The organism is Telluria aromaticivorans (genome assembly GCF_013003915.1).
Taxonomy (GTDB): Bacteria; Pseudomonadota; Gammaproteobacteria; order Burkholderiales; family Burkholderiaceae_D; genus Telluria; species Telluria aromaticivorans.
The window spans coordinates 382673-404791 of record NZ_JABAIV010000004.1; the positions used below are offsets into that span (position 1 = coordinate 382673).

18 protein-coding genes are annotated in these 22119 nt (G+C 65.2%); 5 read left to right on the forward strand and 13 right to left on the reverse strand.

The window, feature by feature from the left end:
* Nucleotides 1-6: 6 nt before the first annotated feature.
* The 9 genes from HGB41_RS14315 to HGB41_RS14355 all read right to left on the reverse strand — a co-directional run bounded on the left by HGB41_RS14315 (nucleotide 7) and on the right by HGB41_RS14355 (nucleotide 8629).
* The gene (locus HGB41_RS14315; protein ID WP_171085485.1) at nucleotides 7-984 is read right to left on the reverse strand and encodes a type II secretion system F family protein; all 978 of its coding nucleotides are present in this window, start codon (nucleotides 982-984) and stop codon (nucleotides 7-9) included.
* A gap of 10 nt (nucleotides 985-994) precedes the next feature.
* Nucleotides 995-2341, reverse strand: a complete 1347-nt coding sequence (locus HGB41_RS14320) for a TadA family conjugal transfer-associated ATPase (RefSeq protein ID WP_171085487.1) — start codon at nucleotides 2339-2341, stop codon at nucleotides 995-997.
* A gap of 29 nt (nucleotides 2342-2370) precedes the next feature.
* Nucleotides 2371-3546 (reverse strand): CpaE/TadZ family protein, encoded by a 1176-nt coding sequence (locus HGB41_RS14325; RefSeq protein ID WP_171085489.1) that lies wholly within the window; start codon nucleotides 3544-3546, stop codon nucleotides 2371-2373.
* Nucleotides 3547-3594: 48 nt separating this feature from the next.
* Nucleotides 3595-3870, reverse strand: coding sequence for a hypothetical protein (locus tag HGB41_RS14330; protein WP_371868522.1), 276 nt, complete (start codon nucleotides 3868-3870; stop codon nucleotides 3595-3597).
* A gap of 9 nt (nucleotides 3871-3879) precedes the next feature.
* Entirely contained in the window at nucleotides 3880-5463 is a 1584-nt protein-coding gene (locus tag HGB41_RS14335) for a type II and III secretion system protein family protein (protein WP_171085492.1), read from the reverse strand.
* A 25-nt stretch (nucleotides 5464-5488) separates the two neighbouring features.
* A complete protein-coding gene (gene cpaB, locus HGB41_RS14340) occupies nucleotides 5489-6334 on the reverse strand; it encodes a Flp pilus assembly protein CpaB (RefSeq protein WP_171085495.1) in 846 nt (281 codons plus the stop codon).
* Nucleotides 6331-7725, reverse strand: a complete 1395-nt coding sequence (locus HGB41_RS14345; RefSeq protein WP_229423024.1) for an ATP-binding protein — start codon at nucleotides 7723-7725, stop codon at nucleotides 6331-6333. The genes cpaB and HGB41_RS14345 overlap by 4 nt, the downstream gene beginning before the upstream one ends.
* A gap of 112 nt (nucleotides 7726-7837) precedes the next feature.
* Complete coding sequence (locus HGB41_RS14350; protein WP_171085497.1) at nucleotides 7838-8359, reverse strand: A24 family peptidase; 522 nt, start codon at nucleotides 8357-8359, stop codon at nucleotides 7838-7840.
* Nucleotides 8360-8419: 60 nt separating this feature from the next.
* Nucleotides 8420-8629 carry a Flp family type IVb pilin gene (locus HGB41_RS14355; RefSeq protein WP_171085499.1) on the reverse strand — a complete coding sequence of 70 codons (210 nt, stop codon included), beginning with the start codon at nucleotides 8627-8629 and terminating at the stop codon, nucleotides 8420-8422.
* Between the two features lie 355 nt (nucleotides 8630-8984).
* On the opposite strand from HGB41_RS14355, the gene HGB41_RS14360 reads away from it, so the two are divergent.
* On the forward strand, nucleotides 8985-10019 hold the full coding sequence (locus HGB41_RS14360) for a GGDEF domain-containing protein (RefSeq protein WP_171085501.1): 1035 nt from the start codon (nucleotides 8985-8987) through the stop codon (nucleotides 10017-10019).
* 6 nt (nucleotides 10020-10025) lie between these two features.
* Here the strand turns inward: HGB41_RS14360 and HGB41_RS14365 are convergent, their stop codons facing one another.
* Together HGB41_RS14365 and HGB41_RS14370 are read right to left on the reverse strand one after the other, a co-directional pair.
* Nucleotides 10026-10631, reverse strand: a complete 606-nt coding sequence (locus HGB41_RS14365; RefSeq protein ID WP_171085503.1) for a 2-hydroxychromene-2-carboxylate isomerase — start codon at nucleotides 10629-10631, stop codon at nucleotides 10026-10028.
* Between the two features lie 81 nt (nucleotides 10632-10712).
* Nucleotides 10713-11933 (reverse strand): HD-GYP domain-containing protein, encoded by a 1221-nt coding sequence (locus HGB41_RS14370; RefSeq protein ID WP_171085505.1) that lies wholly within the window; start codon nucleotides 11931-11933, stop codon nucleotides 10713-10715.
* Between the two features lie 108 nt (nucleotides 11934-12041).
* Between HGB41_RS14370 and HGB41_RS14375 the strand changes: the two genes are divergently transcribed.
* The 3 genes from HGB41_RS14375 to icmF all read left to right on the forward strand — a co-directional run bounded on the left by HGB41_RS14375 (nucleotide 12042) and on the right by icmF (nucleotide 20240).
* Nucleotides 12042-12977, forward strand: a complete 936-nt coding sequence (locus HGB41_RS14375) for a LysR substrate-binding domain-containing protein (protein WP_171085507.1) — start codon at nucleotides 12042-12044, stop codon at nucleotides 12975-12977.
* A gap of 184 nt (nucleotides 12978-13161) precedes the next feature.
* A complete protein-coding gene (locus HGB41_RS14380; RefSeq protein WP_171085509.1) occupies nucleotides 13162-16719 on the forward strand; it encodes an indolepyruvate ferredoxin oxidoreductase family protein in 3558 nt (1185 codons plus the stop codon).
* A 233-nt stretch (nucleotides 16720-16952) separates the two neighbouring features.
* A complete protein-coding gene (gene icmF, locus HGB41_RS14385; protein WP_171085517.1) occupies nucleotides 16953-20240 on the forward strand; it encodes a fused isobutyryl-CoA mutase/GTPase IcmF in 3288 nt (1095 codons plus the stop codon).
* Nucleotides 20241-20284: 44 nt separating this feature from the next.
* Here the strand turns inward: icmF and HGB41_RS14390 are convergent, their stop codons facing one another.
* Nucleotides 20285-21373: a WD40/YVTN/BNR-like repeat-containing protein gene (locus HGB41_RS14390; protein ID WP_171085520.1), complete on the reverse strand. Its 1089-nt coding sequence runs from the start codon at nucleotides 21371-21373 to the stop codon at nucleotides 20285-20287.
* Between the two features lie 4 nt (nucleotides 21374-21377).
* A complete protein-coding gene (locus tag HGB41_RS14395; protein ID WP_171085522.1) occupies nucleotides 21378-21647 on the reverse strand; it encodes a MoaD/ThiS family protein in 270 nt (89 codons plus the stop codon).
* A 121-nt stretch (nucleotides 21648-21768) separates the two neighbouring features.
* On the opposite strand from HGB41_RS14395, the gene HGB41_RS14400 reads away from it, so the two are divergent.
* Nucleotides 21769-22071: a hypothetical protein gene (locus HGB41_RS14400; protein ID WP_171085524.1), complete on the forward strand. Its 303-nt coding sequence runs from the start codon at nucleotides 21769-21771 to the stop codon at nucleotides 22069-22071.
* The last annotated feature ends 48 nt before the right edge of the window (nucleotides 22072-22119 follow it).

Sequence of the window (22119 nt, forward strand, 5' to 3'; positions counted from 1 at the left end):
GGAACCTCAGATGCGGATACGAATGATCTTGCGCAGCCAGACGAATCCGAAGGCGATCATGCCCAGCCCATACCAGAGCAGGCGGACGCCCTGCGGATCGGTCCAGAGCATGCTGACGTACTCCGGGCTCGACACCATCATCGTGCCCATCACGGCGAACGGCAGCAGGCCAAGGATCCAGGCCGACATCCGCCCTTCTGCCGACAGCACGCGCACGTGCGCCACCAGCTTCAGGCGGGCACGGATGATCTGGCTGATGTTTCCCAGGATTTCGGCCAGGTTGCCGCCCGACTCGCGCTGGATCAGCACCGCGATGATCAAGTAGCGCAGGTCGGTCAGCGGAATCCGTGCGGCCATTCCGTGCAGCGCCTCGTTCATCGGCACGCCATAATTGATTTCCTCACGCGCGATGCGGAATTCGCCGCTGAGCGGCTCGGGCAGCTCGGCGCCGACGATCTGCAGCACGTTGCTGAACGAATGGCCTGCGCGCAGGGCGCGGGCGATGAAATCGGCCGCCTCGGGCAGCTGCTGCTCGAGGCGGATCAGCCGCCTCTGGCGTGCACGGCGCACCAGGAACCAGGGCATGCATGACCCGAGCACGGCCAGCAGCAGGCGCGCCGGTACCGGCAATGGCCACGCGAGCGACATTATTCCGACCACAACTGTGCAGCCGAACGACCAGGCCAGAAACTGCCCCACCGTCGTCCTCGACCCGGCCTGCACGAGCAGCGCGTCGATGCGATGCGCCAGCGGGATCCGGTGCAGCACCCGGTCGAATGCCTCGTTGCGGCTGTACGGGCGCTGCTTGAGGATCGAGATCCGCTCGCCGCTGCGCCCCGACGAGCCGGACATGACCTGCAACCGGCGGGCGACCCGGCGCGCCGCTGCCCCATAGGTTCCCATCCACCACAGGTAGGCGCCTTCGATCGCAAGGATCACCGCCGCGAACAGGAACACCGCAAAAGCGTAGAACACCGCGTCCATGCGTCCTCCGTTAATCGAATATGCGGTCGGGATCGAACGCATTGTCCGGCACTGGGACGCCGTACATCTTCAGGCGGTCGGCAAAGCGCGGGCGCACGCCGGTGGCGCTGAAGCTACCGAGTACCTTGCCGTCGGCATCGACGCCGCTCTGCTCGAAGCGGTAAATCTCCTGCATCGAGATGACCTCGCCTTCCATACCGGTGATTTCCTGCAGGCTGACCACCTTGCGGGTGCCGTCGGTCAGGCGCGAGACCTGCACCACAACCGTCACTGCCGACACGATCTGCTGGCGGATCGCGCGTGCGGTCAGGCTGACGCCAGCCATGCTGACCATGTTTTCCAACCGCGACAGCGCGTCGCGCGGCGTGTTCGAGTGGATCGTCGCCAGCGAGCCCTCGTGGCCGGTGTTCATCGCCTGCAGCATGTCGAGTGCCTCGCCGCCGCGCACCTCGCCAAGGATGATGCGGTCAGGCCGCATCCGCAGTGCATTGCGCACCAGGGCGCGCTGGGTCACCTCGCCCTTGCCTTCGATGTTCGGCGGGCGCGTCTCCAGGCGCACCACGTGCGGCTGGCGCAGCTGCAGTTCGGCGGCGTCTTCGATCGTCACCACGCGCTCGCTGGCCGGGATGAAACCGGAAATGAGGTTCAGCAGCGTGGTCTTGCCGCTGCCGGTGCCGCCGGAGATCAGGATGTTCACCTTGGCGGCGCCGAGGCATTCCAGCACATGGATCATCGGCTGCGTCAGGCTCTTGTAGTCCAGCAGGTTTTGTACCGACAGCGGCGTGCTGCCGAAGCGGCGGATCGAGAGCAGCGGCCCGTCGACCGCCAGCGGCGGGATGATCGCGTTGACGCGTGAGCCGTCGGGCAGGCGCGCATCGACCATCGGGCTCGATTCGTCCACCCGCCGGCCCACGCGCGAGACGATCTTCTCGATGATCTTCATCAGGTGGGCGTTGTCGTGGAAGGTGATGTCGGTGAGTTCGAGCCGGCCGCGCCGCTCCACGTACACCTTGCTGGCCGTGTTGACCAGGATGTCCGACACGGTCGGGTCGTTCAGCAAGGGCTCGAGCGGGCCGAAGCCGAGCATCTCGTGCTGGATGTCGAGCACCAGGTTGTGGCGCTCGTGCTGGTTCAGCACGATGCGCTCTTCCTCGATGATGCGCTGGATCAGCAGCGCCAGCTCGTGCTTGAACTGTTCGGCAGTGAGGCGCTTGAGGCGCTCGAGGTCGATGCGGTCCAGGATCATCTGGTGCATCGATTTCTTGAGCTCCTGGTAGGCCTGGTTCGAGGTGTCCGGCAGGATGGCGCCGGACTGGCGTTCCTGGGTAGAGGTCGCGAGACGTTCTCGTAGGGACATGGGAGGCTCCGTATTGTCCGTGATGGCGTTCAGTCTTCGGACTCGCCGCGCCCGAACAGGCGGTCGAACAGGCCCTTGCTTTCCTGGACGCGGCGGGTGGTCACGAGTTCGACCATGTCGGCCAGGCTGCGCGCGGCGGCGCTCGAGCGCGACAACTGCAGCACCGGCACGCCCTGGTTGACCGAATCGGTCACGGCAACGTAGTCGTTGGGGAAGGTATGCACGACTTCACACCCGAGCGCACCGTGCAGGTCCTGCAGGCGCAGCTTGCCGCCCTTTTCGTAGCGGTTCACGATCAGCCGGATGTTGTCGAGCACGTAGCCGAGCGAGCGGAAGATATCGAGCAGCCGGCGCGCATCGCGGATGTCGGGCAGCGCCAGTTGCAGGACCGGATAAATGGTGTCGGTGACGTCGAGCGCGCGCAGCGACACTGCGTCGATCTGGCGCCCGACATCGAGCAGCACGTAATCGTAGTGCTGGCGCGCTACCCGCAGGATGGTGTCGATGTGTTCCGGCTTGGCTTCCTTGGCATGGGCAGGGTCGTCGGCGGCGGCCAGTACGCCGAAGCCGGGCGTGACGTGCACCACGCAATTTTCAAGGAAAGGGCCGTCGATGCGTGCAATCTGCGCGCAGACGTCCGACAGGGTCATGGTTGGCTTCTGGTCGGACACATACAGTGCTGCGTCGCCGAACTGGCCGTGCAGGTCGATCAGCAGCACCTTCTTGGCAGCGAGCGTGGCCAGCGCATAGCCGAAATTGGTCGAGATGAAGGTGGCGCCGCTGCCGCCCTTGCAGGCGATGAAGGCGAGGACCTTGCCGTCGCGCAGGCTCGAGACGCCGGCAGCGGTCGAGATCCGGTCCATCGATTCGTGGAAGGCGCGGTGCACCAGGGGCAGCTGCAGCACCTCGCGCACGCCGGCGCGCATGGCGCGGATCAGGAGCTCGGGCTGGTTCTGGGCGGTCAGGAGCATCAGGTGCGCCTCGGGATACTGGCGGCCGAGGCGTTCGAGCAGCGCCACTTCGGAGGGCTCGGTATCGGTGGCATCGACAATCACCAGCTGGGGACTGTCGGACTCGGGCCGGTCCAGCGCCTCGCGCATGCTGGCGCGGACGGCACCGAGGTTCAGCGGCGGCACGCGCGCGGCGCCCTGGGAGGCGATTTCCGCGTAAAGCTGGCTGTCGCGGCTGATAAGTAGCGCTTTCATGGCGGGCCTCGTGGCGGACGCATTCGGATCAGGAGTGGATTGGCGCGCTCATCGGGAGCTGCCGGCATTGATGACCAGCGTCGGTGCCTGGGGCTCCCGCTGCTCGTAGCTGCGCTGGTAGCGGTCGTGGGCACCCTTGGCAGCGCGGCCGTCGATGCCGACAGCAGGATTCTGGTTCGCCGAGACGCGCGGGTCGAGCACCTGGGCAGCCAGGTTGTTGCGCGTGGCGCTGCCGAACTGCTGGTCCCAGTGCGGGGTCGTTTGCGCACAGCCCTGCAGGCAGGCGCCCAGCAGGACCAATGCAGTGAATCGGATCGTGGTCACGATAAGCTCCTATTTGAGTTCGAAGCCGCCGGCGGTCTGCGCGACGGGCGGCGAGGCCGGCGGGGTGGATACGGCAGCGGTAGTACTCGCCGGCGCCGTGCCCTCGAGCCGCCCGCCGAGCAGCACTTCCGCGCGCGTCGGCACGCCTACCTTGTCGGTTGGCAGCGAATAGGTGGCGCCCGGCATCGGCTTGACCAGCCGCGCCGTGATGACGAACACCAGTTCGGTGCGGTCCTGCTGATAGTCGGTGCTGCGGAACAGCGCGCCCAGGATCGGCACTTCTCCCAGCATCGGCAAGCCTTTCAGGTTGGCCACCAGGTTGTTCCTGATCAGCCCACCAATGGCGAAGCTCTGGCCGTCGTACAGCTGCACCGTGGTGCTGGCGCGGCGCGTGGTGATCAAGGGCAGGATCGCGGTGCCGGTGATGCCGGCGGCCGATACGCCGACCCCTTCGCGCGACAGTTCGGACACTTCCGGGGCCACCTTCAGGTTGATGCGCCCGCCTGCCAGCACGGTCGGGGTGAAGCGCAGGCCGACGCCGAATTCCTTTTCCTCGAGGACGATCTTCTTGTCGTCCTGGGCGACCGGAATAAAGAACTTGCCGCCCGCGAGGAAGGTGCCTTCCTGGCCGCTGATGGCGAGCACGTTCGGCTCGGCCAGCACGCGCACCAGGCTGTCCTGCTTGTCCGCATCCGCCCCGAACCGGTTACCGTTGGTCTTGGTGGCCTGTATGCCCGCCTGGGCCCGGCCAGTCAAAAAGTTCGACACCAGGGCGGTCGTCCAGCTGCCGGAACCGAAACGGAAGGTCGTGTTCGTTTCGAGCCGTTCGAGCAGCGTCTTCGACACCTCGGCGATTTTCACTTCGAGCTGCACCTGCTGTGGCGCGCTGACATTGAGCAGGTTGACCACGCGGGTCGTGGCGGACGCCCCCCCGCCACCGGTATTGTTGCCGCCGAGGCCGACGACGCCGCCGGTATCCTTTTCCGCGACTGTCAACTGGCGCAGCGGGCGCCGTACGTAGGCGCTGGCCAGTTCCACCGCGCGCGCAATCGCGCCGGCGTCGCTGACGGTGCCGGTCAACACCAGCGAATCGGCGGCGGCCATCACCCGGATATCCTTCTCGTCGGGCATGGCGGCAGCGAGCGTCGCCTGCAGCGCGGCCGGGTCCATCGCGACGACGATATCCACCACGCTGCACAGGCCACTCTTGCCCTGCACGATCATGTTGGTGGTCCCCACATCGACGCCTGCGATGTACAGGGTGTCCGGTGCCACCAGCATCGCCTGCACGATGTCGGGATTGCCGACACTGCGATGGGCGACCTTTTCGGGCAGCCGCAGCATGGTCGACTTGCCCATGTGGAGCGCCATGGTGGCGGGGCGTGCAGCCTCGCCGATGCAACCCATTGCAGGCTGGGAGCGCGCCGCCGGCTGGGAACGTACTGTCGGCGTCCTGGCCGGGGCCGCGGCTGCGGCCTGGGCGGGCGCCGGGGCCGCAGCTGCCGGCGCCGGCGCGGGGGCTGCGTGGGCGGGCACGGTGGCGGCCAGCGCGAGGCCCGTGGCGAGCTGTGCAAAATTGAGGTGTCTGTTCATGGCATCCATCCCGGTTCGGTAGGGCTCAGAAGCATTCCTGGGAAGCGTTCAGGCCGTTGATGACCTTCACGCAATCGCGCTGCGGCGCCGGACGCGGCGCCTGCATCCGCGGCCGTGGCAGGGCCACCGGCATCACCACCGGCTTCAAGGGCGACACGGTAGCCGGCAGCAGGTTTTGCTTCGTGGCGCCCAGGGTCAATGCCACTGCCGGGTCGACCTGGTTGCGCAGGGCCAGCGACAGCGTGCCGACGCTGCGCGCGAGGTCGAGCATCTCGGCCTGCTCGGGTGTGACTTCGAGCGTCACCGCATTCACGACCTTGGGCTTGGTTTCATCGCGGTTGACTTCCTGCGCGACGGCCAGTACCAGGATCCGTTCGAGCACGATCTTCGATATGCTCTGCTCGCGCGGCGTACCGGACTGCGATTGCGGATCGGTCTCGGTGCTGACAATGATGTCCACGTAGTTGCCCGGCAGGGCGAAGCCCGCCACGCCGATCACGTCGTTCACGCGCACCGTGATGGCGCGCTTGCCTTCGGTGATCAGGGCCGACAGGCCGCCCAGCGTGCCCGCCGGCGCGAGCTTGGCCTCGCTCAGCGGCTCGCCCAGCAGGATGCTGGTCTTGAGCACCCGGCCGGCGAGTTTTTGCGGGTCGTCGAACGCACCTTTGGGCACGCTGTGGGCCGGCCATTCGACCAGCTTGAGCATCTCGGGCGTCAGGCGCTGTCCGATATCGATGTCCGCCACCGCCACCACGATGCGGCCGGCGCTTGCCGCCGGCTGCGTCAGGAGCCAGCGCGAGGCCAGCACGACGGCGGCAAGGCCGAACAGGATCGCGAGCGCCATCACGATCACGGCACGCTTGTTTTTCATCGGGCTTCTCCCAGGTTGCTTGGATCGGGCGCCGCCTTGGCGCCGAACAGGCTGCTCCAAGCCTGGGCCACGCTGTCCACGTCGAAACGCGGGGCATGGCCGGCAAAGCCGGCGAAATCGGCGATCCGCCAGAGCAGCTCATGCGGCCAGGCCGCCAGCAGGGGACGCCGGGTACGGCGGTGCAGATCGTTGACCAGGTAATCCATCGCGCCTTCGTCGGGCTCGATGCCGCACAGCCGGCACTGGCGCCGCAGCAGCGCACGGTAGCCCGATTCGGACAGCGGGCCGACCGGAATCCGGTAGCCGATGCGGCGCAGGCAGGATTCGTCCAGCACCGACTCCGGGGCCAGGCTGGTGGCCAGTACCAGCGACACGTCGAAAGGCAGCGCATGGGTCGCCCCCCCTGGTACCGCGACATGGTCTTCACCGGTTTCGAGGGCGCCGAGCCAGCGGTGCAGCACCTCGCCGGCCGGCACGCGCTGGCGGCCGACGTCGTCGAGCACCAGCAGGCCGTTGTTGGCTAGCAGGTGCGGCGGCGCACGCAGTACGCCGCTGGCGGTATCGAGGCGCAGCTCCAGCATGTCGCGCGCCAGTTCGGCGCCGACGTGCACGAGCGGACGCTGGCACAGGGCCCAGCGCGCATCGCAGCTGCGCCGCTCTTCCATGGCGCGCGGCGGCAGCGGCGCCGGATGCAGCCGCGGGTCATAGATCTGCACGATCTCATGATTGACGAGCACCGCGTAGGGCAGCGCAATTGGATCCTGGTGCAGGCGCGCGAACTTGCAGGCCAGCGTCGTCTTGCCGCTGCCGGACGGGCCATACAGCATCAGCGGGCGGTGTGAATGCAGCGCTGCGCCGATCAGGTCGCGCACTGCAGGCTCGACGCCTTCATCGGCAAGCACGGCACGCAGGGCTGCGGGCGTCACGCGGAGGGCGCCGGGCTGGCGCAGCGATTGCTGTTCGACCATGGCGCGGTAGGCATCGAGCGTGACCGGGGCCGGACCGACATAACGCGATTCGGCCAGGTATTCGGTGGCGGCGCGCTGGCCGAACGCGGTCAGCTGGTAGTGCACGTCGATGTCGGAGTCGCCGCACCACGCCACTTCCACCTGCTGCTCGGCGACCAGCCCCTGCAACACCTCGCGCACCACACTGATCGACAGCCGCAGGCGGCCGGTCAGCACCGACAAGGCCATCTTGCCGCTGCCGTACATGGTCTTGACGACCAGGCCGGTGACGAAGCGCGGTTCGAGGCCGGTATCGCGCACCGAGCGCGGCTGGCGCGGCAGGACCGGCGCATGGTCGGCCTCGAGCGCGTTGCCCGGCGCTGCCGGCAGCCGCCCGAGCGGGACATCGGGGACTGCTGGCGTGGACGCTGTCAATACTTCCATGGGGAAACCTCCTGCTGGGTACGGATATTTCTTACATCTGTTAAATTGATTCTAGCCATCGCCCCTTCCCTGCCGTTTGACCTCCGGCAAGGAAGCGGGCTCAGCGGAAAAGTCAAGCGTAACGGCCTAGCAGGAGGTAGATCGTGCCGGCCGCGATCGCCACGCCATAAGGCATGGATCCGGCACTTTCCTTCACCGCACCGGGCACCGCCGGAAGCCGCAGCACGGCCGGCCGCAGGATGCTCCACAGGTTGGAAAACGCCAGCCGCAGCCGGCCGCGACAGATGACGATGCCAAGCGCCATCACGCCACCGGCGCACCACGCCAGGATGGCAATATGAAGAGCAAGGTCGGGACCGGTGAAGGCACCGATCGTTGCCATCATCTTGACGTCCCCGGCAGCCATGCCGCGGACGAGGTAAAAAGGGATGAACATCACGAAACCCGTCAGCAGGCCGCCGGCAGAGGACAGCAGGGCGGCGCCGGGATCCGGCGAAATCGAGTGCAGGACGAGCGCGGCGACGAGGCCGGATAACAGCAGCAGGTTCGGGATACGGCGACTGGCAAGATCGTTGATCGCGGCGGCGGCTACCATCAGCAGCAGCAGCGTGTCGAGGTAAGGTGTGACAACCATGATCCGCTCCAAAAAAAAGCCCCCCAGGAGCCTTGCGGCACCCGGGGGGCATATCAGCGATTAGGGTCCAGTCGGCGCTGCAGGCGCTGCAGGCAGGGTGGTGAACGCATCGCGGATCAGCTCGAACGTGGTCTTGATCTTGCCGCCAAGCTGGCCGGCCACCGTCGCCATCGCGACGCCGACCAGGGCAGCGATCAGGCCGTATTCGATGGCGGTCACACCGTTTTCATCGGCTACGAAAGCTTTGATGGCGGAGGTAATGGTGCTCATGACAACTCCTTGAAGTGGTTAAAGGGACTTACTGACAGCAGACGGGGCCCCGTCTCCTTTACTGCTTTGCTGCTTTGCACTGCATCTGTCAGTGAGTTCACTGTACCGAATAATTCCATGTGGCAAGTTGATGCTAGGCAAGTTTTCCATGCGGAAATGCTTTTGCCTTCATGCGCCTGGACAACCGCCGTACAACTGGAATCCTGCCTCGGCCGGATGGTCGATAAATATTGTCAAGAATAGTTGCCTGTAATACAAAAAAGCATTATGCTGTTTTTCTTGTGCGCTTAAAAAAACGGCGCTCCCGTGGTATCGACAAGCCGTGCTTTTGCCTGACTTTGGTGCTGTGAACGATATGGATTCCCTGCTGAGACACATGGTGGACATGACTGGCCACCGCGATCACACGATGCTGGACATCTCGGTGATTTCGGCTGTCCAGGAATTGTCGGGCGCGCTGCAGACCCGGGTGCTGGCGATCGCCAGCGTCTGCGGGCAGCGCTTCGTGCGTCCGCGCGCCTGCATCCGCGCCGGCGGCGTCGCCTGCCCCGACGAGGCGCAGGATGGCAGCCCCGGCGAGCCAATCACGGCCTTCCCCGAACTGGCGCACTGCCTGGACCACCACGATTCGCGTGCGGAAGGTAAGGGGCCCGACGGACTGCGTGTCCTGTGGCTGCCGATCTGGTTCGGCGACAAGGCCGCGACCTGCCTCGAGATCACGCACCACGGCGAATTCACGGGCGATACGATCCACATGATCAGCGGGATCGTCAGCGTCTACCGCAACTTCCAGAATTTGCTCGACTACAGCGAGCGCGACTCACTCACCGGCCTGCTCAACCGCAAGACCTTCGACGACCAGCTGGCGCGCATGCTGCACGCGCCTGATGCCGGGTCCCTCGTGCCCGGCCTGCCCGAACGGCGCCACCACGGCGCCGAGGAAAAGCAGTGGCTGGCCGTGGTCGACGTCGACCATTTCAAGGGAGTGAACGACCGCTTCGGCCACCTGTACGGCGACGAAGTGCTGATCCTGGTCGCCAATTTGCTGCAGTCGTCGTTCCGTGCGCAGGACCGGGTGTTCCGCTTCGGCGGCGAGGAATTCGTGGTGCTGCTGCGCTCGACCACGCTGGACAATGCGCGCAAGATCATCGACCGCTTCCGCCTTGATGTCGAGACGCATGAATTCCCGCAGGTGGGACGGGTGACCGTGAGTGTTGGTTTCACCAGCATCCGCGCGGCCGATTCGCCAGTGGTCACGCTCGGACATGCCGACCAGGCGCTGTACTTCGCCAAGGCCAACGGACGCAACCGCGCCTGCTATTACGAAGAGCTGCTGGCGAACGGCCTGCTGCAGACCATCGCCACCAACGACACCGCCGAATTCTTCTGACGCGTTTTAGGGGGCCGGACAGGCCTGCGCCCATTCGAGCGCGTCTTCCAGGCGGTCATCGCCCCAGAACATCTCGTTGTACACCATGAAAGTCGGGGCGCCGAAGATCCCGTGATCGCGTGCGTTAGCGGTCTGGGCGCGCAACAGCAGCTTGGTCCGCTCCGAACCTGCCTCCGCCACGATGGCAGCCGGATCGTCGACCAGCCCTGCAAGCGCCGCCAGCACGACATCGGCATTGTCGATGTCACGGTCGTGCACCCAATTCTGCAGCATGATGCGGCGGCAGTATTCGCCCATCCACGGCTGGTCCGCGCCGAGCAGCGCCACGCGCATCGGCAGCAGGGCCGGGCGCGGGAACACCGATGGGCGCTTGAAGGGAAGCCCGTATTTCGCAGCGCGGCGTTCCATGTCGCGCCAGGCGTACTCGCCCTTTTCCTTCTGCTCGTTGAACGGAGAGCTCTGGTAACCGAGTTCGCGGAAGATCGGCCCAAGCAGGAAGGGCCGCCAAGACAGCGGCACGCCGGCGCGGTCGGCCAGCGCCTCGATGCGCATCAGGGAGAGATAGCTGTAGTTGCTGCCGAACTCGAACCAGAACTCGATGGGTGGGTGCATCGCGAATCCTTACCAAATGGCAAAAAAAAAGCCCCGGAGATGCCATTGTCGCATCTCCGGGGCCTGCTGCTCCGGGGAGCGTCAGGCGATGTTCATGAATTGCAGCGGGTTGACGTTCCACTTCTCGGCCGCTTCGTGGCGCACGATCTTGTCGCCGCCGCCAAAGCCCAGCGCCTTGGACAGGTCGACGGTCTGCGGCTTGATGTAGCCTGGGGTCTTGGTGCTGAAGAAGACGTTCACTTTCGGCGTGAGCAGGCTGGTTTCATGCGGCTCGATCACGACGCCCAGGCGCCCCGACTCGAGCAGCACCAGCGTGCCGACCGGGTAAATGCCGACGCAGCGCATGAATTCCTGCGCCAGCGTCGGATTGAAGTGGAATTTGCTCCACTCGTAGATCTTGCGCAGCGCTTCGGCGGCCGGCATGCCCTTGTGGTAGCAGCGGTCCGAGGTGATCGCGTCGTACACGTCGACGATCGCCGCCATCTGCGCCAGTTCGCTGATGCTGCCTTCGCCCTGCTTGTCCGGATAACCGCTGCCGTCGCGCCGCTCGTGGTGGTGCAGCGTGATGTCGAGCGGGATCTGGCCGATCTCCGGCGACTTGACCAGGATGTCGTAGCCATCGCGCGGGTGGCGCTTGATGATGTCGAATTCCTCGTCGGTCAGGCGCCCTGCCTTGTTCAGGATGCTGTCCGGGACCAGCGCCTTGCCGGTGTCGTGCAGCAGGCCGCCGAGGCCTGCCTGGTAGGTCGTTTCCGCGTCCAGGTTGCGCGAGCGGCAGAAGGCCACCAGCAGCGCGCACACGCTCACCGAATGCAGGAAGGTGTAGTCGTCCTTGTTCTTGATGCGCAGGAGCCCGAGCAGCGCGCCCGAATTACGCAGGATGGATTCGGTGATGCTTTCGACTACCGGGGCCACCTTGTCCATTTCGACCGCCTTGCCCAGGCGTGCATCGGCCATCACGGTGCGCACCATGCCGGCCGCCTGCTTGCGGATCTGGGCCGCGCGCTGCAGTTCTTCGCCCAGCGAGACGCGGGTGACGATCAGCGGCTTGGTCGCGATCGCGGTCACTTCGGCTTCGGTCTCGGCGTCGGCTTCGGCCAGCGTCGGTGCGTCGTCGATGTCCAGTCCCTTGCTGCAGTCGATGACCACGCTGCGGATCCTGGCATTGCGGATCTTGTAGATCTCGGCTTCCGTCGTCAGCACGAAACGCGCGCGCACGAATGGATGATCCATCCAGCCGCAATCGAGGTCGTGGATGAACATCCCGACCTTCAGCTGCGATGCATCCACCTTCTTTAACATGGTAAGTCTCTGCTCTGTAATAATGTCGGCGCCAGTCGGCCTAGATGCAGTATAGCAAGATTGTTACTAATATTCACTATTTGTTTCCTTTAAGACACAGTCAATTGCATGGAACTCCGCCAGCTGCGCTATTTCGTCGCCATCGTCGACCACGGCTCGCTCTCGCGCGCCGCGCTGGTCCTGCACGTGGCGCAGCCGGCACTCACCCAGCAACTGCGCCAGCTGGAAGAAGAACTGGGCGCGCAACTGCTGCACCGATCGGCCCACGGCGTCGTCAGCACCGACGCCGGCAAGATCTTCTACGAGCATGCGCAGGCCATCCTGAAGCAGGTGGCGGATGCCCGCTCGGCCGTGGTGCAGTCCACCACGCGGCCCTCCGGCAGCGTGACGCTGGGCCTTCCCCACAGCATCTCGGGTGCGCTGGCGCTGCCGATCCTCAGCAGCGCGCGCGCGCGCTATCCGGAAATCACGCTGCAGCTGACCGAGGAAATTTCGGGCAGCCTCACCGAGCAGCTCAAGTCCGGGCGCCTGAACCTGGCGGTGCTGTTCGACGAAGTCCCGGCCGGGCATTTCATCAGCACACCGCTGGTCGAGGAAGACCTGATGTTCATCTGCCGCGCCGGTTCCCCGTTCGCACCTGGCGCGGCCTCGCTCACCCTGGCGGAGGCGCTGGCCAGCACCCTGATCCTGCCGGCGCGCCAGCACGGCGTGCGTCCGCTGGTCGAACGGGTCGCGCAGGGCGCCGGCCTGGTCCCCGGCAGCATCCTCGAAATCAATTCGCTCGCCATCCTGCGCTCGGCGCTGCTGGCCGATCTCGGCGCCACCCTGCTGCCGGTGGCGCCCCTGCAGGCGGATATCGAACGCGGCGCGATGGCGGCGTGGCCGGTTCATGGTCCGGCGGTGACGCGCCACGTGACGCTGTGCGCTTCACGGAACATCCCGCTCACGAATGCCGCCGCGGCAATCGGGAAGCTGGTGCGAGAAATCACCGAAGAACTCTGTGCGAATAGCGCCTGGCCAGGGGCACGGCTGATCGGGCCCTGAGCTTATAACAGTCATCATTATTTCTTATACCCCCATCCGCAATCCCTATTGGCCCTGGCTGGGCTAAGTCCCTACACTCCACCCGGTCAAGAAGTGCCTACAGAGCGCTTCCCTGCTTCCCCGCCCTCGCCTACCCGGCAGCCAGCGAGTAAGCACCGCCCGAACCACGATTTTGGAGACTCCCATGCCAGACACCATCGCCCGCGACACCGCGGCGCCGGACTATTCGTCCCGCCTTACCAACGTCACCTTGGACGACAAGTACACCGCCAGGACCGGCAACATCTTCCTGTCCGGTATCCAGGCCCTGGTGCGCCTGCCGATGATGCAGCGCGAGCGCGATGCCGCCGCGGGCCTGGATACGGCCGGATTCGTGTCGGGCTACCGCGGCTCGCCGCTGGGCGGCCTCGATGAAACGCTGTGGAAGGCCAAGGGCCACCTCGAAGCGAACAACATCCAGTTTGTCCCGGGCGTGAACGAAGACCTGGCCGCAACCGCCGTCTGGGGCACCCAGACCGTGGACCTGATCGGCCCTGCCAAGTACGACGGCGTGTTCGCCATGTGGTATGGCAAAGGCCCGGGCGTGGACCGCTGCGGCGACGTTTTTAAACACATGAACCACGCCGGCACCGCGAAACACGGCGGCGTGCTGCTGGTGGCCGGCGATGACCACGGCGCCTATTCCTCGACGCTGCCGCACCAGTCCGACCACATCTTTTCGGCCTGCATGATCCCGGTGCTCTACCCGTGCAACGTGCAGGAATACCTGGACCTCGGCGTGCATGGCTGGGCGATGTCGCGCTTCTCGGGCTGCGCGGTGGCCTTCAAGGCGCTGGCCGATACGGTCGAATCGAGCGCCTCGGTCGACGCCGACCCGTTCCGCGTGGAGGTCAAGCTGCCGCAGGACTTCACGATGCCGGAGGGTGGATTAAATACGCGGCTTTCTTCAGTTCCGCTGGGCCAGCAGGCACGCGCGCAGGAAGCGCTGATGCAGGACTATAAGATCTACGCAGCGCTGGCCTATGCGCGCGAGAACAAGCTCAATCGCGTCACGATCGACAGCCCGGATGCGAAGCTGGGCATCATCGCCTCGGGCAAATCCTACCTGGACGTGCTGGAAGCACTGGAAGAACTGGGCATCGACGAAGCCATGGCCGCCAAGGTCGGGCTGCGCCTGTACAAGATCGCGATGATCTGGCCGCTGGAACCGGACGGCGTGCGCGAATTCGCGCAGGGCCTGGACGAAATCCTGGTGGTCGAAGAAAAGCGCCAGGTCGTCGAATACCAGTTGAAAGAGCAGCTGTACAACTGGCGCGACGACGTGCGTCCCCACGTGGTCGGCAAGTTCGACGACAAGGGCGAATGGGTCGCCCCGCGCGGCGACTGGCTGCTGCCACCAAAGGCCGACTTCTCGGTAGCGCAAGTGGCGCGCGTGATCGCCGGCCGCATCGCGCGCCTGAACCTGGAAGACACCACCCGCGATCTGATCCGCGCACGCCTGGCCTTCCTCGATGCGAAGGACGCCGTGCTGCAGAAGGCCATCACCACGCCCTTCCGCCCGGCCTTCTACTGCTCCGGCTGCCCGCACAACACCTCGACCAAGGTGCCGGACGGTTCGTTCGCGCTGGCCGGCATCGGCTGCCACGTGATGGCGACCTCGATCTACCCGGAAATGAACAAGCTGACCACCCACATGGGCGGCGAAGGCGCACCGTGGATCGGCCAGGCTGCGTTCTCGAAAGTGCCGCACGTGTTCCAGAACCTGGGCGACGGCACCTATTTCCACTCGGGCTACCTGGCGATCCGCGCCGCCGTATCGGCCAAGGTAAACATCACCTACAAGATCCTGTACAACGACGCGGTCGCGATGACCGGTGGCCAGCCGGTCGACGGCCAGACCTCGGTGCCGATGATCGCCAACCAGATGGCCTCGGAAGGCGTCAAGCGCATCGCGCTGGTCACCGAAGATTTGTCGCGCTATGCGGACCGCTCCAACCTGCCAGCGCTGGTCACCCTGCACGACCGCAAGGAGATGGATAACATCCAGCGCGAGCTGCGCGAACTGCCGGGCGTCACCGTCATCATCTACGACCAGACCTGCGCCGCCGAGAAGCGCCGCCGCCGGAAAAAAGGCGAGTTCCCCGACCCGACCCAGCGCATGGTGATCAACGAAGCCGTCTGCGAAGGCTGCGGCGATTGCGGCATCCAGTCGAACTGCGTGTCGATCCTGCCGAAGGAAACGGAATTCGGCCGCAAGCGCGCCATCGACCAGTCGTCCTGCAACAAGGACTATTCGTGCGCCAAGGGCTTCTGCCCGAGCTTCGTCACCGTCGAAGGCGGCATGCTCAAGAAGAGCAAGGCCGGCGTCAGCAAGCAAGGTTCCGACGATGGTTGGGGCCTGCTCCCTGAGCCGACCCTGCCAAGCATCGAACATCCTTACAACATCCTGATCAATGGCATCGGCGGCACCGGCGTCATCACCGTCGGTGCGCTGATGGGCATGGCCGCCCACCTCGAGGGCAAGGGCGCGTCGGTGCTGGACATGACCGGCATGAGCCAGAAGAACGGCTCGGTGACCTCGCACGTCAAGATCGCGGTGACCCCGGACCGCCTGCGCGCCCAGCGTATCGCCACCGGCGAAGCGGACCTGATCCTCGGCTGCGACATCCTGACCACCGGCGCGGCCGACGCAGTCTCGAAGATGCGCCCGGGCCGCACCCTGGCCATCGTCAACCTGCACGAGCAACCGACCGGCACCTTCGCGCAGAACGCCGACTGGGAATTCCCGGCTGCTGACGTGCGTGCGCTGATCCTGGAAGCCGTGGGCGGCGCGGATGGCGTGGACTTCGTCGATGCCACCCGCATCGCGACCGCGCTAATGGGCGACTCGATCGCGACGAACCTGTTCCTGATGGGTTACGCCTGGCAGAAGGGCCGCATCCCCTTGAGCGAAGCCGCGCTGCTGCGCGCGATCGAACTCAATGGCGTGGCGGTCGCCTCGAACAAGATGAGCTTCCTGTGGGGCCGCCGCGCCGCCGTGGACTTCAAGCGCGTCGAGAAGCAGGCCACGCCTTCGCAAGCTATCGTCGTGCAGATGCCGCAAAGCCTCGAGACCATTATCAAGAAGCGCGTGGACTTCCTGACCGGCTACCAAAACAGCGCCTATGCGGGCGTGTACGAAGACCTGGTGGCGCGCGTGCGCGCCGCTGAAACCGCGCAAGGCCTGGGCAACAAGCTGTCGCTAGCCGTGGCCAAGTACTACTTCAAGCTGATGGCCTACAAGGACGAATACGAAGTGGCGCGCCTGTACACCGACGGCCGCTTCCTGGAGCAGGTGAAGAGCCAGTTCGAGGGCGACTTCTCCTTCAAGTTCAACCTGGCCCCGCCGCTGTTCGCGAAAAAGGATGCCAAGGGCCGCATGGTCAAGGCGCAGTACGGCTCGTGGATGTTCGGCGCCTTCAAGCTGCTGGCCAAGCTGAAAGGCCTGCGCGGCGGCGCCTTCGACGTGTTCGGCTACACCGAAGAGCGCAAGATGGAGCGCGCCCTGATCGTCGAATACCGCGGGATGGTGGAAGGCCTGCTGGCTGGCCTGAACGCTGCGACGCACGCCGATGCGGTCGAACTGGCCTCGCTGCCGGAACAGATCCGCGGCTTCGGCCACGTGAAGGAAAAGGCCGTGGCCGAGTTCCGCGCGCGCAAGGCTGAGCTGCTCTCAGGCAACGTCAAGAAACGAGCCGCGTAATCGCTGGAAGGGCGTAAAACAGTCCACTGGACTGTCTTGCCCTGCCCACGCGTTCGACGAGCCCTCGCGTTATCGCAAATGCTGAATGCTCGACGGCGCATCCGCTGGTTGAACGCGCGGGCGGCGAAGCCGCCCACCCTACGAAAGTTAGACGTACCCGGCTTGACGTTAACGTTAACGTCATATACCGTACCAAACTACCCCTGTCCTCCCAATACCAAGGACCACATCCAATGAACGACATCACTTCCGCCGCCAAACTCGACCTGCCGGAGCAGCCGAAGCTGGCCAACAAGGTGCGCTTCGTCACCGCCGCTTCGCTGTTCGATGGCCATGACGCCTCGATCAATATCATGCGCCGCATCCTGCAGTCGAACGGTGCCGAAGTGATTCACCTCGGCCACAACCGCTCGGTCGACGAAGTCGTCACCGCGGCGCTGAACGAAGACGTGCAAGGCATCGCCATCTCGAGCTACCAGGGTGGCCACGTCGAATACTTCAAGTACATGATCGACCTGCTGCGCCAGCGCGGCGGCGCCCACATCAAGGTGTTCGGCGGCGGCGGCGGCGTGATCGTCGCGAGCGAGATCGAAGAACTGCACGCCTACGGAGTCACCCGCATCTTCAGCCCGGAAGACGGCCAGCGCATGGGCCTGGTGGGCATGATCCGCTCGATGCTGGAAACCTGCGACGTCGATTTGTCGTCGTACGCGCCGACCAGCATCGATCTGCTCCGCGAAGGCGACATCGGCCAGCGTCACCGTCCGCTGGCCCAGTTGATCACCGCGCTGGAAAGCGACAAGGTCGATCCTGAACTGCGCAAGCAGGTCATCGACACCGCCGAAACGCTCAAGGTGCCGACACTCGGCATCACCGGCACCGGCGGCGCGGGCAAATCTTCACTGACCGATGAACTGATCCGCCGCATCCGCCTCGACCAGGGCGACCGACTGAACATCGCCGTCATCTCGATCGATCCGTCGCGCCGCAAGTCGGGTGGCGCTCTGCTGGGCGACCGGATTCGCATGAATGCGATCAACCCGTGGAACGGCCAGGCCCGCGTGTTCATGCGCTCGCTCGCCACGCGCGAAGCCGGCTCAGAAATCTCGCAGGCCCTGCCCGACGTGATCGCCGCCTGCAAGGTGGCGGGTTTTGATCTGGTGATCGTCGAGACCTCGGGCATCGGCCAGGGCGACGCCGCCATCGTCCCGCACGTCGACACCTCGATGTATGTGATGACGCCGGAATTCGGCGCGGCCTCGCAGCTGGAGAAAATCGACATGCTCGATTTTGCCGACTTCATCGCGATTAACAAATTCGACCGCAAGGGCGCCCAGGATGCGCTGCGAGACGTCGCGAAGCAATACCAGCGCAACCGCGAACAGTGGAGCAAGAGCCCTGACGAGATGCCGGTCTACGGCACCCAGGCATCGCGCTTCAACGACGACGGCGTCACGGCGCTGTACCACGGCCTGCTGCCGAAGCTGGCGGAACTCGGCCTGCAGGTCGAGGTCAGCCGCCTTACCCCGCCAACGTCGAAGTACTCGAGCGGCAAGAACGTCATCGTGCCACCGGCACGCGCGCGCTACCTCGCCGAAATTGCCGACACCGTGCGCGGCTACCACCGCAACGTGAAAAAGCAGGTCACGCTGGCGCGCGAGCGCCAGCAGCTGAGCGAGACCAAGCGCATGCTGGCGCTTGCCAGCCGTGAAGTGGTGCTGGACGACCTGATCACCGAGCGTGACAACGCCATGGAAGGCGGCGCGAAAAAACTGCTGGCCATGTGGCCCGACATGCAGGCCGCCTATGCCGGCGACGATTACGTGGTGAAAATCCGCGACAAGGAAATCCGCACCCGCCTGGTCTCGAAGACCCTGTCGGGCAACCCGATCCGCAAGGTGGCGCTGCCGCGCTTCGAAGACCACGGCGAAGTGCTGCGGTTCCTGATGCTGGAAAACGTACCGGGCTCCTTCCCGTACACGGCCGGCGTGTTCGCCTTCAAGCGCGAGGGCGAAGACCCGACCCGCATGTTCGCGGGCGAAGGCGATGCCTTCCGCACCAACCGCCGCTTCAAGCTGGTCTCGACTGGTATGGACGCCAAGCGCCTGTCGACCGCCTTCGACTCCGTCACCCTTTACGGCGCTGACCCGGCGATCCGTCCCGACATCTACGGCAAGGTCGGCAACTCGGGCGTGTCGATCGCGACCCTGGACGACATGAAGGTGCTGTACGACGGCTTCGACCTGTGCAGCCCGTCGACCTCGGTGTCGATGACGATCAACGGCCCGGCGCCGACGATCCTGGCGATGTTCATGAACACCGCCATCGACCAGCAGATCGACAAGTTCGTGGCGGACAACGGCCGCCAGCCGACCGACGACGAAGCCCAGAAGATCAAGGACTGGGTCTTGATGAACGTGCGCGGCACCGTGCAGGCCGACATCCTGAAGGAAGACCAGGGCCAGAACACCTGCATCTTCTCGACCGAGTTCTCGCTGAAGGTCATGGGCGACATCCAGGAATACTTCGTGCACCACCAGGTACGCAACTTCTACTCGGTGTCGATCTCGGGCTACCACATCGCCGAAGCCGGTGCGAACCCGATCTCGCAGCTCGCCTTTACGCTGTCGAACGGCTTCACCTTCGTGGAAGCCTACCTGGCGCGCGGCATGCACATCGACGATTTCGCACCGAACCTGTCGTTCTTCTTCTCGAACGGCATGGACCCGGAATACACGGTGCTGGGCCGCGTGGCACGCCGTATCTGGGCCGTGGCGATGCGCGACAAGTACGGCGCCAACGAGCGTTCGCAGAAGCTCAAGTACCACATCCAGACCTCGGGCCGCTCGCTGCACGCGCAGGAAATCGACTTCAACGACATCCGCACCACGCTGCAGGCGCTGATCGCGATCTACGACAACTGCAATTCGCTCCATACCAACGCCTATGACGAAGCGATCACCACGCCGACCGACGAATCCGTCCGCCGTGCCTTGGCCATCCAGCTGATCATCAACCGCGAATGGGGCCTGGCCAAGAACGAGAACCCGAACCAGGGTTCGTTCATCATGGACGAGCTGACCGACCTGGTCGAAGAACAGGTGATGCAGGAGTTCGAGCGCATCGCCGAGCGCGGCGGCGTGCTGGGTGCGATGGAAACCGGCTACCAGCGCGGCAAGATCCAGGAAGAGTCGATGTTGTACGAGCACCAGAAGCACGACGGCACCCTGCCGATCATCGGTGTGAACACCTTCCGCAACCCGAACAGCACCGGCGCCCCTGCCATCATCGAGCTGGCACGCTCGACCGACGACGAAAAGCAGTCGCAGCTGACCCGCCTGGACGAGTTCCACAGCCGCAACGCCGGCGCGGCACCAGCGGCCCTGGCGGCGCTGCAGCAGGCTGCGATCGACAACGAGAACGTGTTCGCCAGGTTGATGGATGCGGTGCGCGTCTGCTCGCTGGGCCAGATCACGACCGCGCTGTTCGAGGTGGGTGGGCAGTACCGCCGCAATATGTAAGCCTTTCGCCGTCCGGGTTCCCCGGGCGGCGCCGGTGACCCTCGCTAGCCGAAGGTCACCGCATACACCGGCGGCAGCGAAGTAGACAAAGTCTGCCAGCTGTCGCCGCCGTTCTCCGAAATCCATACCCCGCCCGTCGTCGACCCCATCAACAGGGTATGGCCGTCGTCGCTCACCGCCAGGCCGTGGCGGTAGACCAGGTCGTAGCAGTGCTCCTGCGGCAGACCCTTGCTCAACACCTCGAAGCTCTTGCCGCCATCCTGGGTGCGCAGCACGGCCAGCGCGGCGCCGACCGGGATGCGGCGCTGGTCGGCTTCCGCCGGCACGAACCAGGCCGTGCCTCCCTTCGTCGGGTGCGCCGCCACGGCGAAGCCGAAATGCGACAGCGGCACACCGGTGATTTGCTGCCAGCGCCGGCCGCCGTCGGTCGAGCGCCACATGCCGTTGTGGTGCTGGCACCAGAGCACGTCCGGATGGCCTGCGCAGCGCACGATCCGGTGCGGGTCCTGCACTTCCTCGTTCTCGTTCATCTCGGGCGGCATGTAGTCGGCGCGCATGCCGGTTGCGCTGAGGGCCCAGCTGTCGCCGCCATCTTCACTGCGCCAGGCGCCGCCGCAAGACACGCCGACCAGCAGTTGGCGGCCATCGCGTGGGTCGACGCAGATGCTGTGGATGCCCGGCACGTCGTAGCCGCCGCCGAACCAGTTGGCACGCTCCGGCACGTCCCATAGCGAGCGCACCAGCTGCCAGGAATCGCCATGGTCGCGCGAGACGAACAGGCCACCCGGCAGCGTGCCCGCCCACAGCAGGCCGGGCTGCCCGGGCAGGCCCGCTTCCAGGCTCCAGACCAGGCGGTTGTTCCACTCGACCTTGTCTTCGCTACCCTCCGGTTTGGGGGGATACGCGGGCGCCGGCAATTCGGTCCAGGTCTCGACGCCGGCATGGCGGCGGTGCAGCTTGACGCCGAAATGACCCAGGTTCAGCGCCGCGTACAGGGCGCCGTCGCGCCGGTCCGCCAGCGTCATCGACACCGGCTCGCCCAGGAAATGGACCGGGCCGAATTCCCAGCGGCCGCTCTCCTTGCTTAGTTCGAACAGGCCCTTGCGGGTCGACAGGTAGGCACGCTGGCTCATGGGTTCAACCTCCGGAAAGGGCCTGCAGCACGTACACCTGGCTGCCGGGGAGAAGCGGGTCGTCCAGGCGCTGCGTGTCGCGGCAGCGCCGGCCGTCGATAAAGATCGTTACGTTGGCGCGCAAGGCGCCCTGGTCGTCGAGGATATAGCCGCGCAAGCGCGGATTGACCGCAAAGGCTGCGTCGAGCCCGGCGCGCAGGCTTGACGCGTCGGTTTCGACCTGCGGCACGCTCGTGAACCGTGCCAGTTGCTGCGTAAAGAATAACTGCGCCATGGGTCTCCTCCAGACCGCCAGATTGTATGCGCACCGGACGTGCGCGGCTACTGTCCAATCCGGTCGCCTCGGCGGACGGTACTGGCCTAGAATGAACGTCACTTGTCCAGCGGAGTTCACCATGCCGATCCAGCCCGAGCAGCTAGCCGCCCTGATGCACGAGGTCGAACAGGAAGACCCGATCGATTTCGCCGACCTGCCCTTCTCTGAAGATGAATTGCGCTCGCTGGTCGCTACCCACCTGTGCGAAATGGCGGCCGCGATGGAGAATTTCAGCACCGAAGACCGCCTGATGACCCTGCTCGCGGTATCGGCCAAGCTGGTGCTGGAGAACCTCGTGCTGCATGTCCAGCTGCTGCGCCGCCATGGCCTGCCAGTTGGCAACGACGTTGAAGCACTGCTTGGCCGCCTGCGCAAATCCTGAATCCTCCTGGGTAGGCTGCATCGGTATCGAACTTCCGCTATCTTTCCA